Source organism: Mycoplasma anserisalpingitidis (genome assembly GCF_007859615.1).
GTDB classification, from domain to species: Bacteria; Bacillota_I; Bacilli_A; order Mycoplasmatales; family Metamycoplasmataceae; genus Mycoplasmopsis; species Mycoplasmopsis anserisalpingitidis.
This window is the reverse complement of record NZ_CP042295.1, coordinates 35,845-50,446: the sequence shown is the minus strand read 5'-3', so window position 1 is coordinate 50,446 and position 14,602 is coordinate 35,845. Positions and strand designations below refer to the sequence as shown.

The following is a 14,602-nucleotide window of genomic DNA, read 5'->3' as shown; positions in this document are numbered from 1 at the left end:
ATTTAAAATATATTACTAAAGTGTAATATATAATATATAATTATTGTGCTGAAATATTGGAGGAATATGAAAAATTATTTTATTTTTATGTTGAAAATGACTTCAAAAAAGAAAAACACCTATATATTACCATCGATAATAATTACATTAAATTTATTTATCGGATTAATTCTAAATGTAATTAGTTTTAGAGAATATCATTATCCTGTTTTCTTTTTTTCACTTTTATTTGTGAATCTTATCGCTAGTGTTTTTTATGGTTGTCTCAAATCATTAAATATTTTTAGCGATTTAGAAAAAAATGGAACTGATTTAATTCTATTTTCCAAACCCATATCAAGAAAGAAAATGATATTAAGTAAAACTTTAGTTTTTGTTTTAATAGGTTTTGCTTGATCACTAATAAATTGAGTTTCATGAACTGTTGGATTCTTATCAAAAATTACAGAATTGAATTATTTTCTATTTTCATTAATGATGATTTTAAGTGTATTTTTTGCTTATATTATTTTTGGTATCATATCAAGTTTAATTTCGTTAAAATTTACCCAAAAAGTGGCTATGATTTTACCAATCCTCATGACAGCTAGTCCTTTTTTGGCTGGTATTATGATAAGAACAATAGTACGTTCTTCAAGAAAAATTAGCGACGAATTATTAAAAACTAAATATGAATATCATCATTCAAAAAATGAAGCGGATGTTGTGACTTTCTTTCTAAACGATGAAAAAGATAATTATTACATTATTCCTAATGGTGATTTTAAAAAAATAGATTTTGATCCATACCAAAAAGATTACATAAATTTAGTGAGTGAATATTCAAAAAACGCTGCAAAAGAATGACAAATTTCTTCATGATTATTCATTCCATATCAACTTGTAAATTCTTTTAATACAAAAGATATTGATATACTATCACTAATAAAAAATAATGAAAAATCATTTGATAATTCAATTTTATACTACAAAGATAATGATAGTCTTTCTTTTTCGTATAAATTAGTTGATAATGCAGATTTATTAAAACTTAAAATTTCTGAAAATAATGATAATTCATTCATTATTCCTTCATTGTTGAAATCGAATTCGAAGATAAATAATGATCTAATAAATAGAAACATTATTTATGTTAGAAATAATGCAGATAAAATTGATATTGACTTTCCTGAAGATGAGTTTTCTTATTCTAATCCTAATAATTTAATTGGAAAAATATATTGAGAAAATATTGAACAATTATTAAAAAATAACGATTTTAATGATTTTGCTAAATCATTTTTTGAAAAAATAAATGAGCAAGTAACAAATAATAGAATCAATGACCCTAAAGTAATTAAAAGTTCAATTATAAGAGAAATTGAAAATGAATTAAACAATGATGATTCATGACTTTTTAACTTTTCTAGCAAAGAAATAACTCTTTTTGATGAGAACGCTGTTAGAAATAAAAAAATTTCTTCAGAAATAGAGAGAAAAATTTATTTTTCCATTTCCCTTATGTATTATCTTTATTTTAGTAAAAATGATTCAATTTTACTAACTTCTCTTTTATTAAATGATGATCCCCTAAAATATTACAGTCCTGGACAATATGAAATAAAAATCGACCAATTCGTTTATAAAATAGGTGGTTTTGAGTCCTATAGTACCAAAGAAGTTGTTAAAACATATCCTAATGGCGAGAAAAAAATAGTTTTTAGATATGAATTAGAAAAATCAGATAATTTCATATTTCAGGCTATAAATGAAGTTTATTCAATTCAGAGAGATAAAAAAATTGTAAATAAAGCTTTTTACCCATTGATTTGAACTAGCTTAAGTATTTTATTATTATCACTTAATGGATTTTTATATTATAGAAAGGACTATAAATAATGAAAGAAACTATATTAAAAGTAAGTAATTTGACAAGACTGTATGATAAAAATGGTTATGGTGTTAAAGACTTAAGTTTTGAAGTTAAATCTGGTTCATTTCATGCTTTTATAGGTGAAAATGGAGCAGGAAAAACAACAACAATTAAATCGATAATTGGTGCAACTTTTAATTTTAGTGGTGAAATTTTGATAAAAAATATAAATAATAAAATATCAGAAAGCAAATCAAATATAGGTTATGTTCCTGAAAAAGCTCAATTTCCGAAGGAAATCACTGTTTATGAATATCTGAAATCACTCGCTTTATTAAATAATTTATCGAAAACCGAAGCTGATAATAAAATTTCAGAACTACTAAAAAAATTTGATATTGAAGACTTAAGGAATAAAAAACCATCATTTTTCTCATCTGGTCAAAAGAAAAAAGTATTATTAATCCAAGCTCTAATTCACAATCCAGAATTAATTATTTTAGATGAACCGGCAGCTAATTTAGATCCAACAGGTAGATTTGAATTGTTTAATTTATTAAATTCACTAAACAAAGAAGGAAAAACAATTTTAATAAGTAGTCACATTTTAGCCGAAATTGACCAATTCGTTGATAGTTTAACTCTAATACATAAAGGTAAATTAATTTATAACGGAATAAAATATAAACCTCTTGAAGATATATATTATGAAAAAATTATTCAAAAATAAATTGATATTTTTTACACTAGTTTCTCTCTCGACAACGACCCTTAGTTGCACGAATAATTCCGAAAAAATTAATTTTCAAAAAATAGGAGATCAAAAGAATAAATTTATTTCTGATAATAAATTTATACAGCAAATAATTGATTTTCAGTTTGAAAACATAACCCAAAAAAAAGAGTTCATATACAACCAATCTAAAATAATTTACAATAAAAAACAAGAATTAAAATCAGCTTTGGTTTGATTTAATCCTTTAAGACCTTATCTGATAAACACACAAAGTGATTATAGAAATTTAGTTGAAACAAGTTATAAAATATTAGAAAAAAACATAACTCAAAACTGATTATGAATTTTGGATAACATTCAGGATTTTCAATTTGTTTTTAATCCTTATGGATCAAAATTTGATGATGAAAATGATAATTACTTTGAAAATATTATTAGAAGTGTCGATCAATTTAATCCTAGTTTAAGTATTTCTATTAAAAACAAAGATGTTGTTGATTTATTACAAATCCCACTTGAAAAAGATGATTACGACAAATTTGAAAATAAAGTTGCTAATTATTTAATTTATGATTCAAATAAGGCTATTAAAATTTTAACTTATACTTATCAAAATAATAAATTCGTCACTTTAATTCCTGATTTATTTTATTCTCCGGATACAGAAAATATAAATGAATTCAAGAATAAATTAATAAATCTGGAAAAAGAAAATAATTTATCCAAAAACATACTGATTAATAACGATATCGAATACAATGAATATTTTGGAGAAGAGTATGATTCTACAAAAAGTTATTATAAATTCAATGATTTAAATCAATATAAAAATTTTAGTTATACATATTCCGACATTCAAAAAACAACATTAAAAAGACTACTAACTGAAGAAAAATTCAAAAAAAATAGAATATATAGATATACATGAAAGGCTATAAATGAGTAGGAAATACAAAATTTTAACCACATTGTTAAGTTTATTTAGTGTTGTTTTTTTATCTTCATGCAAAGATTCAGGAAATGAAATTAGAAATTCACTTAGTAAAATAGTAGATAATAAATTTGACTATATTGAAAAGGAAGATAATTTAGAAGTTAAAAGAACTGAAAAGATTTTAAATGACTTATTAGATAAGGTTTTTGCTGATAATATAGTTCAAAAAACAGAATTTTTGAATAATCAAAATAATAAAAATTATCAAAATGAACAACTAAAAAAATTGAAATTTATGTTTGAACAATGTCAAAATGAAATAGGTTTAATTAGCGATCCAAATGAACAAAAAAAGAAAGAAATAGAATTTTATGAAAAAAACATTTTTCCCTTCTACTCGGAGAATTGGTATTTTATATTAAAAAATCTAAATATTTTTTATGTTCATTTTTATGATTGATTAACTATTCCTGAAAATCAAGACTTAAATTCATCTCATTCAGAAGAATTTTTAGAATCATTAAAGAACTTAAAACTGCCTGATGATACTTGATTAACATCTTCGTTATTAGATAAACTTGAAGAAGGAGAAGAATCTGCAGAAAGTTATAGCAATTATATTTTCTATCTTTCGAAAGGTAAAATTATTTTTAGAATTAAAATTGATAAAAATTCAACAAAAAACAATAAATTAGAAATAGAACCATGAATTTGATATTTTTCATTTTCAAAAACTAACAACATTTCTATTAAGCTAATATCAAATATCTTACACTCAGCTTATGTACATGGTGATCAAATTGGTTATGATCGTTTTGAATCTGATTTGGTTAAAAAACTTAGATATGGTGTTCCTTCAAAAATAATATTAAAAATTAAGGACAATTATGAGATTTAAGAAATTATTATTTGTTTTGCCTTTATTCAGTTTGATTCCTATAAGTACGGTTAGTTGTCAAGATAACAATGAAGCACACAAAAACATAAAACAAAAACTGTACACAGAAGAGTATAAATTAAATCAAAATTGAGAAAACTTTCTCAATCAAGAAGTTATTGAAAAAATATTAAATTTAATTTATAAAGATAGTAATGACAAACAAGATTTTATCAATAATCAACTAGAATTAAATAAAAACAAAAATTACTTAAACCAAATTAAAAAAAGTTTAATATTTTCTAACAATATTTCGCTCAGTTTCGGTCATGATGGTGGGTTCTTATCAAAAAGACCATATTTACTTAGTGATTCAATAAAAAACGTTGAAGAAGCTAAAACAAAAAATTGACTTTGGCTACTTTTTAATATTGCAAAAATTGAGTTTGTTAGTTTTCCAGTATTTGATCAGTTTGTGTCTTCAACTGAAGAAAGTTCATTGGAAGCTAAGAAATCAGGTATGGAATTAGGTTTATTCTATACTCCTAAATCTAATATTTTTATAGATTTTACCTACAAAATAGAGATAGAAAAGGATTATTCTGAAACCTATCAATTTTATTTATTAACAAATGAAGGCTTTATAATTAATCTAAACATCACTAAATACATTGATAATTACTCGTGAGAATTCGAAAATATAATAAATAATGATGGAGAGGATTTTATTGATCAAATAAGTAATCTAATAAATTCTATTGATGATGAATCTGATAGAAAAAATGAATTATTAGACATATTTAATAGATTTAAACCAGTACATGATTTATACAAGTCAAAAATCAATAATTTAGAAAATTTAAGTGAATATAGGGTTGAATTTGATAATTATTCATCTGAGTTAACTAAATTTAAAAATAAACTTGCTATTTGAAAAGGAAGCGACCTTTCTGAGTTGCACGAACCAACTAAAGCTGAAGAACCAAAAAAGGATGAAGTTGAATTATTTTCTTATTTATATATTTACCCAAAGGTTTTCTTCAGTAAGGATAAAAATGGCTTTTTTGATATTAGACAGTATGTTAAAAATACAATTACATTCTCTGAAATAACTGAAAATAATCAAACTAATAATATAATATATAATGATTATTATGGTGGTAGACCAATAAGATATACTTTTTTTGATATAAAAATATAGGAGAATTAAATATGGAACTAACTTTTATTATTCACTATACAGGTAAAAATGGCGATGCTTTAAAGTTTGCTAAAGAAATGACTGAAAGCGGAATTGTAGGAAGAATAAGAAGTAAAGAGGGTAATTTACAATATCAATATTATGAGTCTTATGATGATAAAGAAACCATTATACTAATTGATAGATGAAAAAATCAGGAAGCACTTGATTTGCATCATGATTCAACAGAATTGGAAGAAATTCTTAAACTAAGAAAAAAATACAATTTATCTCTCAAGGCCGATAAATATATACCAGATAACCAAACAATAACTACTAAGGATCAAAAATTTATTAATGTGTAATTACTTTGTCTGACACTTCGTTTAGCGTTTAAGCGCTATTTTTTTATTTAAAACAAAAATGAAGCATTAAGCTTCATTATATTTTTAATTATTAGTTACCTTTAACTACAGACATAACTTCATCGGCAAAGTTTGATTCAACTTTTTGGATTCCTTCACCAACTTCAAATCTTACTGCACTAACTAATTTAGATTGTGCGTTTGCTAAGTATTTTTCAACTGAAACACCATCATCCATTACAAATGGTTGTTTAACTAATGTAATTTCAGATAATTGTTTGTCTAATCAACCTTCAACAATTTTTTCTCTAATTTTTTCAGGTTTACTTGCAAAGTTAGCAGGTTCAACAAAACCAGCTTTAATTTGTTCCATTCTTTCAGCAGGAATGTTTTCAACTAAAACGAATTCTGGGTTCATAGCAGCAGAGTGCATTGCAACATTTCTTGCAACTTCTGAGTTTGAACCTTCAACTACAGTAATTGAACCAATACGTCCATTAGTGTGAAGGTAAAGACCTAAAACTTGGTTTGCACCAGCAACAACTCTCACAAAACGACGAAGTGAAATTTTTTCACCGATTGTTGCTGTAGCTTGTGTACAAGCTTCAGATACTGTAACACCACTTTCAAGAACAACTTGTTCTGCTTCTTCAAGTGTATTTGCATTTGATTTGAATAAACCATTAGCAACTTCATTCAATAAATTCTTGAAGTTTTCATTTTGAGCAACGAAGTCAGTTTCACTATTAACTTCGATCATAACTGCTGATTTTTCATCACCAACAATAGCTACTAAACCTTCAGCAGCAATTCTTCCTGCTTTTTTAGCAGCTTTAGCGATTCCGTTTTCACGTAATCATTCAATAGCAGCTTCAACATCTCAATTTGTTGCTTCTAAAGCTTTTTTACAATCTGATAATCCAGAGTTTGTTCTTTCTCTTAATTCTTTAATTAGGTTAATGTTTGACATAATTATTCCCCTCTTGATTCTTCAGTTTGTGATTTAACTCTTCTTGGTTGAGATTGTAAAGGTTGTTTTCTTTGAACTCCTTGGAATTCTGGTAAAACAATTTTTTCATCTGGTTGGTAAGCAAATAATTCTTTACCACCTTGAGCTTTAACAATAGCATCAGCAAGAATTGTCATAATTAATGAGATACATTTTGCAGAATCATCATTAGCAGGAATTCCAAAATCAACAAAATCTGGATCTGCATTTGTATCTAAAATAGCGATAACTTTGATACCTTTTCTTTTAGCTTCTTTAACTGCAATTGCATCTTCATTAGGATCAGCAACAATCATAACTTGTGGTAAACGTTTCATTGAACGAATTCCATCAAGGTTTTTGTGTAATTTATCTAATTCTTTTTGGAAAAGAATAGCTTCTTTTTTAGTGTATCCTTTGAATTCATTTTTAGCTTTAGCTTCAAGTTCTTCCATTTTTTTAACACGTGACATAATTGTTTGATTATTTGTTAATGTTCCACCTAATCATCTTTCTGTTACGTATAATGAGTTTGATCTTTCAGCAGCTTCTTTAACAGCACTTTGAGCTTGTTTTTTTGTTCCTACAAAAATGAAAGAAGCTTTTTTACTTGCTAATTTATTTACAAGCGAGTAAGCAAATTCAAGATATTTTTGTGTTTTAGTAATATCAATGATGTGTGCACCTTTATTTTTTTTGTTAGGTACAATGTAATCTTTCATTTTAGGGTTTCAAGCATGTGCTTTGTGTCCAAAGTATGCACCTGCTTCTAATAATTTATCCTTTGATACAATAGGATTTTTTGGTTGTTTTTCAACTTTTTCTACTTTATTTGTCATTTTTCTCCATTTTTTAGTTTGTTAGTTTAACTTTTACTTCTAACGCCTAGCACTTTAAAAAAGCACACCCATGCGAATCCATAAAAGCAATTTGGTTTAATTCAAATTTTAATTAGTATTAAATATATTTAATACTTTTTTATTTTACCATAATAGTTATTTTAATGAAATCGATTTTTATAGGTAAGTGATTCATTTTTAAGATAAAAAAATATCAAAAAACAATAATGGCTGTACATTTTAAAGAAATAGTTTCCTTATTGTTTTTCTTCATAGTAATGCATTTTTTAGATTTAAATAATAAAATTTTAATAAGTTATTAACACTTGCACAAGGATTGTTAATTTAACTTATTAATTTATTTTATAGTTAAATTAGTATAAAAATATTAAATATTTAAGGAGAAAATATGCCTCAAAATAAACGTGAAAGTTTAATTTACACAGTTATGATGTGTTTTGTAATGGTTTTATGAATGTCTTTTTACAATGTTTTTACTAGAACCTTAAAATTTGATACATCTATTTTTACTGAAGGTTGATTAGGTTTTCCACTCACTTATATTGTTGCACTATGCTGTGATTTATTATTCGTATCAAGAACAGCTAAATTTATTGCCTTTAAGTGAATAAAAATAAAACCCCAATCTCCAACAATAGTTAAAGTTTTAGCTATTTCTGGTGTTATGGTGGTGTTTATGGTTTTAATTATGTCGTTTTATGGTTCTATTGTTGCTTGTGTTGCGACAAATGACTGAAAAAATTTATTTTTCATATATATTAACACAGTGTGAAAGAACTTTTTAATGGCATTCCCATTTCAAATTCTTGTTGCTGGAACACTTGTGAGATTTGTATTTCGTAAACTTTTCCCAGTTGGTTCTATTAAATAATTTAATTCAGGAATTGATTTTTAATCGCTCCTGATTTTTATTTTTTATATATTATCATATGCAATGATTTTACTTAATTTTTTCTGTTATCATCATTTAACTTTTGTGATTTAATTTACAATCTAATTTACCTAAAAATATCATGGATAAATATAATTAAAACTTGAAATAAATATATTACCAAAATGTAATATAATGGTATAATAAATCCATGAAAAAAATAAGTAAATTGATATGTTTAGGAACTTTGACTTTATCCTTAACACCTCTCTTATCAATGAGTTGCACACAAGGAAAAACAGATAAGGTTGACAATGTTCCACCAACAATAATAAATAAAAATCAAGAATTAAAGGATACTGTTAACGAATTTAACAATTTATTGAATCAAATAATTAATGAAAATAATGATTTGACTTCATCTATAAAAAATGTTGAAGAATTTTTATTTGAAAATGATTTTAATCAACAATTAAATAAAAACAACAATAATATTTTTAACGCGTATACAGAATTTAGAAATTCACTTGGTGAATTATACAAAAACGAAAAATTTAACGAATTTAAACAAGAACTATACACTGAAGTTCTGCACCTAATTCAACATAACAGAGAAAATATTTTAATTCAAATTAAAAACATTTTAGAATTTAATAAAAATGCCAATTTCGATACTTTTATAAATAAAATAAATTCAAATCAAGAACCTAAAAATGAAGATATTCAAAATCACAGCTTGAAAATTTCGAAAACATATGAAAATTATGTTTTTGACAAACATTATTATGAAGAAACACAATTAGGTGACGAAGAACATGATGAGAACAATCATGAACATAAACACATTGATGTAGATGAACAAGAAAACCACAGTCACGGTTTAATAAATCTAATTAAAGATATCGACTTAGCTATAAAAAATAATTTAAGAAAAATTCATTTTGATAAATTTAGTGATTCGTTGAATGATGTGCAGTTAGAAAAATTGGCTAATTTACAAAATGCGGTTGAAAATTTTGTTTCAATATACAATCAAAACACTTTAGAAAAATTAATTAATAAATTAATTCAACTAAGCACAAAAATTAATGTGCTTTCACAAGAAATTTCTCAAGAATTAATTAAATAATTAATATAATTAATTTATGAGAAATTTCGTTAGATTATCAGACAAACAAAAGTACTTGAATTATGTAGATAAAATGAAAGAAGCAACCAAAGGAAATAACTCTTTAATTTATCTAATATTTGTATTTTTAGGTCTAATTTGTCTTGGATTAGGTATTTATAATAGTTCAACAATCGATTATAAAAACATTGATTATTTTGGATTGATCTTTGCTTTAATTTTACTATTAGCTGGTATGTTTTTTCTTGTTTATGGCGCAGTTTTAACAATTACAAATTGAAAATTTATTGAGTCTAAAACGCATAAAGAAAAGATTAAGTGATATAGAATTAGCAGAAGATTTTTATTTGATTTTCGTCCATACATTTATGAAGAAATGTTTAAGAATGAACTTCAAAATCCAGAATTTGATGTAGTGAAAAATGAAGAAGACATTTACAAAAGACTTTTTTAATTTTTTAAAAAAATAGTATGATTTTTAAGCATTGGTTGACAGCTATTATTTTTTAATAATAGAGGAAAGTCCGCGCTAGCACAGGCTGCGATGCCTGTAGTGATCATGCCAACACTAATAAGGTTGGGGTAATTTATTACACGACTAGCACCACAGAGACGAGAATTGTGAAACGGGTAAGCTCCATGAGCTAGAAACTCAAATTAAGGTAGAGGAATCTAGATTCGGGAATTGAACCGATATAGAAGTTTATAACTAGATAAATTGTCAACGCCTATTTTATAGGTACAGAACGCGGCTTATAGATGCTAAGAAATGGCTTATGCCATTTTTTTATTTATTAGAGTAAAATAGTTATATGAAATATAAAGTTGGTGAAGTTGCTTATGGCAAAGTTTTTGAAATACAAAATGATTATATAATTGTAAAGACATTGAATCAATGAACATTCAAAATTTATTTATCTGATATTTCTGATTGAAAAAATATTGACTTAAACAAAGTATTTAATGTTGGTGAGATAATCAATTTTATTATTAAGAGTGTTAATCCATCAAAAAAAGGTATTGGTAATTTTAAAGCTAATCACCCAAATTTTTTAAGAAGTCCATTCAATCATGAAATTTTAGAAACTGCTGGTCATTTTGATAGATTAAAAAAACATAGTCTTAATGAAATAGGTTTTTATGAGTATAAAAATATCAAAATCAAGAATAATAAATAATATTGAATTTAATCCTAAAATAATGAATAAAATTAATGAAGCAAACTCAAAATTCAAAAGCAAAAACTTTATAAATAGTGAATATTTTGAATTTATGGAGATTGCTTCAAATTTTAATACTAAGAAAATTGACGAAATCATTTCTTGTTTAGAGCAAATACTAGTAAATAAAACTCAAACTTTGGTGGTATATTCTAATTCAAGAATCGAAAAAATTGTAGGCACAATCAAAAATTATGTTTATGGTAAGTCAAAAGAATGATTTAATTCTCCTATAGAAATAATATTTCTTAATTCAGATGAGAATGAAATTAAATACGAAAATAAATTAAATTTTATTTTGAATAAAGTTTCTAAATTCAGTTTCATTATCATAAAAAATGAGTTTGATTTATATGAAAATGTAAAGCGTTTTCAAACCTTTTTGAATTTATTTACAAATAAATTAGGTTTTGAATACTTTGGGCAAAATAGTTATCTTTTTTTACCTTCAAATTCAACCAAGTTTATTAATGAATTTTCATTGAACAGTAAATACATTTCACTTATTAGTTCAAAACTTTCACAAAACTTGTTTTATTTTAGTGAATTTATGTTGCTTCTTTTTGCATTCGCAGGAGTAGATATTTATGAATTTATTAAAGGTTATAAAAATGCATTTATGTTAAGTAGTGAAGAATTCGATAATAATATTCCTTTACAAGTTGCTTCACAATTACATTTTAATTTATCAAAAGAGGATGAATTCAATTTTATTTTTATTGTTTTTAATTCACCATCATTGAATTTAATAATCAATGATTTTACAACAAACTTAAACTTTATAAATCCTAGAAATTTTTTCGATAAATTTGAAATACCAGGTAATATTTATAAAAATTATCAGATGTTTTTGGAAACTGATAAAAATAAATCTGTTATTTTTTACAATCTTCAAAGTGAAAAAATCGACTACCAAACTAGTCCGGAAGTTGATTATGATTTTATGGATCAAAATATTATAATCAACTCTCTTAACCAACTTAATTTTGACTTTTCTAACTTATTTATAGATAGTTTGAGTTTTAATAATAGTTATACACAATCTTTAAGTGTTGAAATACCAAAGAACGATCACTATTATTTAGGGTATTTATTATGTTTAAATTCACTTGTTTTAGTTTATTACTCAATTTTTAATAACATTAGTGCATTTAAAAAATAAAAAAACTCACTTAAATGAGTTTTGACTAGACTAGTATTACAAATGATATTCAGAAAATAAATATTGTAATTCCAAAAAAGATCAAGGTTGATATAGCATCAGTTAAAGTTGTTAAAATTGGTGCTGACATAACAGCTGGATCTTTTTTTAGTTTCAGTGCAAAAATAGGAATAATTGTACCAAGGAATTTAGCTAAAACAATAACAAATCATAAAGCTATTGAAGATGCTAAAATCATAAAAATAATCGAAGTTCTCTCATCAGCATGAAGTAAATCACCAGAAATTAAGAAATATATACTTAATCTTAAAACATTAACAAAAAATAAGATAAGACCAACAATCACAGAAATATTAAACTCTTTTAATATAACCTTTTTAATATCTTTAGATTCAATTTCTCCCAAAGCTAGTGAACGAGTAATTGTGGTAGATGATTGAGAGCCTGCATTTCCAGCAGCTCCAGAAATAACTGGAATTAACGAAACAATAATAGCTGTGGAAAGCGTTACACCAAGAGATTTAATAAAGTTTTCAGAAATATCTGTAAAACTTTGAATGATAAATTGGCTTAAAGTAGCAGAAATCATTAAAATTATTAATCAAAGAATTCTCGATTTAACAATACTTAAAACAGTTGTTTTAATATAAGATTCTTCTTTATCTTCTATAGTAATTCCGGCCATTTTATACATATCTTCAGTAGCGGAATTACGAACGATATCGATAACATCATCAGAAGTAATCATACCAACAAGGCGATTATCACTTGTTACAACAGGAAGAGATGACATATCATGCTCAGCGAAAATATTTGATGCATGCTCAGTGTCGTTGTGAGCGTAAACTGATGGAACAGCAGAATAAAGCGATTCAATTTTTTCATTTTCATTAGCAAAAACAATATCTTCAAGAGAAATTGAACCAAGTAAAACGCCTTTATCATCTGTAACGAAGAAATAGTGAGATAACTCAGCATTATTCTTTTTATAATCACGTTTAATTTTGCTTAATGCTTTTTTACAAGTATAGTCAGCTCTAATTGTTGAAATATCAACTGACATAATACTTCCTACTTGATCTTCTTTATATTTTAAAATACTATTAATCAAGTTTCTTTTTTCAGGTGGAGTTTCAAAAAGAATTCTTTTTTGAATGTTTGCTGGTAAATCTTCAATAACATCGGCAAGTTCATCACTTTGAAGTTCTTGAAGAATTTCCATACCTCATTCTTCAGTAAAACTAATTGCTAATTTTGCCTTTACTTCATCATCTAAATAGCTGAATAATTCAGCCGCTTCATCTCTTTTTAAGACTCTTAAGTAGAATAATTGATCTTCGAGTGAAAGTTGTTCAAAACAACTAGCAACATAAGCAATCGGGTATTCATCAAGGAATTCTCGTGATAATTTTACGCTTTTATTTTTAATTAATTTTCGCAATTCTTCAAACATTTGATCAATGTTATTGTCCATACGACCTCCTTGATGATTTTTAAGGTTAAAAAACTAGTATTATCTAGTCTTTTAAATATTTAATTAATTGTTCTTGGAACTCTTCAAGTTTAATAGGAACTATATTACCATTTTTAGCAATCGAAATAGTTCCTGTTTCTTCAGAAACTACTATAGTTGTGGCATCACAAATTTCACTAATTCCCATAGCAGCTCTATGTCTTGAACCATATTTATTGTCCATACTTTTTCTTGTTATTTTATAGAAAGTTGAAGCATAATAAATTTTGTTGTTTCTTATTACAACAGCTCCATCATGCAACGGACTTTCTTTATTGAAAATTGAAATTAGTAAAGAACTTGAGATATTAGCATTAATAATAACTCCGTCAGTTCTCAAGTTATCAATATTATCACTGTTTTCAATGGTAACAAGTGCACCAACCTTATTTTTACTTAAAAATGCTACAGCTTCTCTAAGTTGATTGATCAGTCTTACTTGGGTGCTTCTCCCAAGTTTATCATATTTACTTTTCATCATTTTAGTTTTAATGATTTCTAGTAACTTAGGTAAACCTACTAATAATAAAATTAGTGAAACTAAAACAGTAATAATGATTAGTAAAATTAACAGAGTAGTTTGCATCATATTTTTACTAGGAACACTTTCGTTAATCACTGTATCAGCAACTTCTTTTAAAACATTAATTGACATCATACCCCCTATATTAAGCGAAGAAATGAACAAATGCAAATGCTAAAACTATTAAGGACATCACTAATAAACTTCCTAAAATTTTATAAAGTAATTCACTTTTATTACTTTCTCTAACAAATTGACTTTTAGCTTGTTTTTTAGAAATTTTAACAGTAACGTCTTTATTGTTTAATTCATTTTGATTTTGTTCATAGTCATTTTGAAGAGCTTTTCTTCTTGCTTCTATTAATTCATTATTGTTCATTTTACTCCTAAAT

Annotated in this window: 16 protein-coding genes and 1 other RNA gene; 12 read left to right on the top strand and 5 right to left on the bottom strand. The window is 25.3% G+C overall.

Annotated elements, in window-relative coordinates:
- Window positions 1–66: 66 nt before the first annotated feature.
- Genes FRW55_RS00240 through FRW55_RS00215 form a run of 6 tightly spaced genes read left to right on the top strand, consistent with a single transcriptional unit; the run spans window position 67 to window position 5,944 of the window.
- Window positions 67–1,878: an ABC transporter permease gene (locus tag FRW55_RS00240; RefSeq protein WP_146368242.1), complete on the top strand. Its 1,812-nt coding sequence runs from the start codon at window positions 67–69 to the stop codon at window positions 1,876–1,878.
- Entirely contained in the window at window positions 1,878–2,582 is a 705-nt protein-coding gene (locus FRW55_RS00235) for an ABC transporter ATP-binding protein (protein WP_146368241.1), read from the top strand. The genes FRW55_RS00240 and FRW55_RS00235 overlap by 1 nt, the downstream gene beginning before the upstream one ends.
- Window positions 2,560–3,534: an aromatic motif membrane protein gene (locus FRW55_RS00230; RefSeq protein ID WP_146368240.1), complete on the top strand. Its 975-nt coding sequence runs from the start codon at window positions 2,560–2,562 to the stop codon at window positions 3,532–3,534. The genes FRW55_RS00235 and FRW55_RS00230 overlap by 23 nt, the downstream gene beginning before the upstream one ends.
- Entirely contained in the window at window positions 3,527–4,420 is an 894-nt protein-coding gene (locus tag FRW55_RS00225) for an aromatic motif membrane protein (RefSeq protein WP_146368239.1), read from the top strand. The genes FRW55_RS00230 and FRW55_RS00225 overlap by 8 nt, the downstream gene beginning before the upstream one ends.
- The gene (locus FRW55_RS00220; protein WP_146368238.1) at window positions 4,410–5,600 is read left to right on the top strand and encodes an aromatic motif membrane protein; all 1,191 of its coding nucleotides are present in this window, start codon (window positions 4,410–4,412) and stop codon (window positions 5,598–5,600) included. Before FRW55_RS00225 ends, FRW55_RS00220 begins: the two co-directional genes overlap by 11 nt.
- An 11-nt stretch (window positions 5,601–5,611) precedes the next feature.
- On the top strand, window positions 5,612–5,944 hold the full coding sequence (locus FRW55_RS00215) for a putative quinol monooxygenase (protein WP_146368237.1): 333 nt from the start codon (window positions 5,612–5,614) through the stop codon (window positions 5,942–5,944).
- Window positions 5,945–6,035: 91 nt separating this feature from the next.
- On the opposite strand, the gene tsf is transcribed toward FRW55_RS00215, so the two are convergent.
- Together tsf and rpsB are read right to left on the bottom strand one after the other, a co-directional pair.
- Window positions 6,036–6,914, bottom strand: coding sequence for a translation elongation factor Ts (tsf, locus tag FRW55_RS00210; protein WP_146367754.1), 879 nt, complete (start codon window positions 6,912–6,914; stop codon window positions 6,036–6,038).
- A 2-nt stretch (window positions 6,915–6,916) separates the two neighbouring features.
- Window positions 6,917–7,771 (bottom strand): 30S ribosomal protein S2, encoded by an 855-nt coding sequence (rpsB, locus tag FRW55_RS00205; RefSeq protein ID WP_146308933.1) that lies wholly within the window; start codon window positions 7,769–7,771, stop codon window positions 6,917–6,919.
- Between the two features lie 409 nt (window positions 7,772–8,180).
- On the opposite strand from rpsB, the gene FRW55_RS00200 reads away from it, so the two are divergent.
- From FRW55_RS00200 to FRW55_RS00175, 6 genes are all read left to right on the top strand, one after another.
- Window positions 8,181–8,663, top strand: a complete 483-nt coding sequence (locus tag FRW55_RS00200) for a DUF2798 domain-containing protein (protein ID WP_146368236.1) — start codon at window positions 8,181–8,183, stop codon at window positions 8,661–8,663.
- 211 nt (window positions 8,664–8,874) lie between these two features.
- Complete coding sequence (locus FRW55_RS00195; RefSeq protein ID WP_146368235.1) at window positions 8,875–9,792, top strand: hypothetical protein; 918 nt, start codon at window positions 8,875–8,877, stop codon at window positions 9,790–9,792.
- Between the two features lie 16 nt (window positions 9,793–9,808).
- The gene (locus FRW55_RS00190) at window positions 9,809–10,246 is read left to right on the top strand and encodes a hypothetical protein (protein WP_146367751.1); all 438 of its coding nucleotides are present in this window, start codon (window positions 9,809–9,811) and stop codon (window positions 10,244–10,246) included.
- A 27-nt stretch (window positions 10,247–10,273) separates the two neighbouring features.
- An RNA gene (rnpB, locus tag FRW55_RS00185) (RNase P RNA component class B) lies at window positions 10,274–10,553 on the top strand.
- A 51-nt stretch (window positions 10,554–10,604) separates the two neighbouring features.
- Entirely contained in the window at window positions 10,605–10,970 is a 366-nt protein-coding gene (locus FRW55_RS00180) for a S1 domain-containing protein (protein WP_146367750.1), read from the top strand.
- A complete protein-coding gene (locus tag FRW55_RS00175) occupies window positions 10,933–12,174 on the top strand; it encodes a hypothetical protein (protein ID WP_146368234.1) in 1,242 nt (413 codons plus the stop codon). The genes FRW55_RS00180 and FRW55_RS00175 overlap by 38 nt, the downstream gene beginning before the upstream one ends.
- Window positions 12,175–12,199: 25 nt before the next feature.
- On the opposite strand, the gene mgtE is transcribed toward FRW55_RS00175, so the two are convergent.
- The 3 genes from mgtE to FRW55_RS00160 are packed head-to-tail and all read right to left on the bottom strand — an operon-like array spanning window position 12,200 to window position 14,589.
- On the bottom strand, window positions 12,200–13,648 hold the full coding sequence (mgtE, locus tag FRW55_RS00170; RefSeq protein ID WP_146368233.1) for a magnesium transporter: 1,449 nt from the start codon (window positions 13,646–13,648) through the stop codon (window positions 12,200–12,202).
- Window positions 13,649–13,691: 43 nt separating this feature from the next.
- Window positions 13,692–14,342, bottom strand: a complete 651-nt coding sequence (locus FRW55_RS00165; protein ID WP_336603149.1) for a diadenylate cyclase — start codon at window positions 14,340–14,342, stop codon at window positions 13,692–13,694.
- Between the two features lie 13 nt (window positions 14,343–14,355).
- The gene (locus tag FRW55_RS00160) at window positions 14,356–14,589 is read right to left on the bottom strand and encodes a hypothetical protein (RefSeq protein WP_146367747.1); all 234 of its coding nucleotides are present in this window, start codon (window positions 14,587–14,589) and stop codon (window positions 14,356–14,358) included.
- Between the last annotated feature and the right edge of the window lie 13 nt (window positions 14,590–14,602).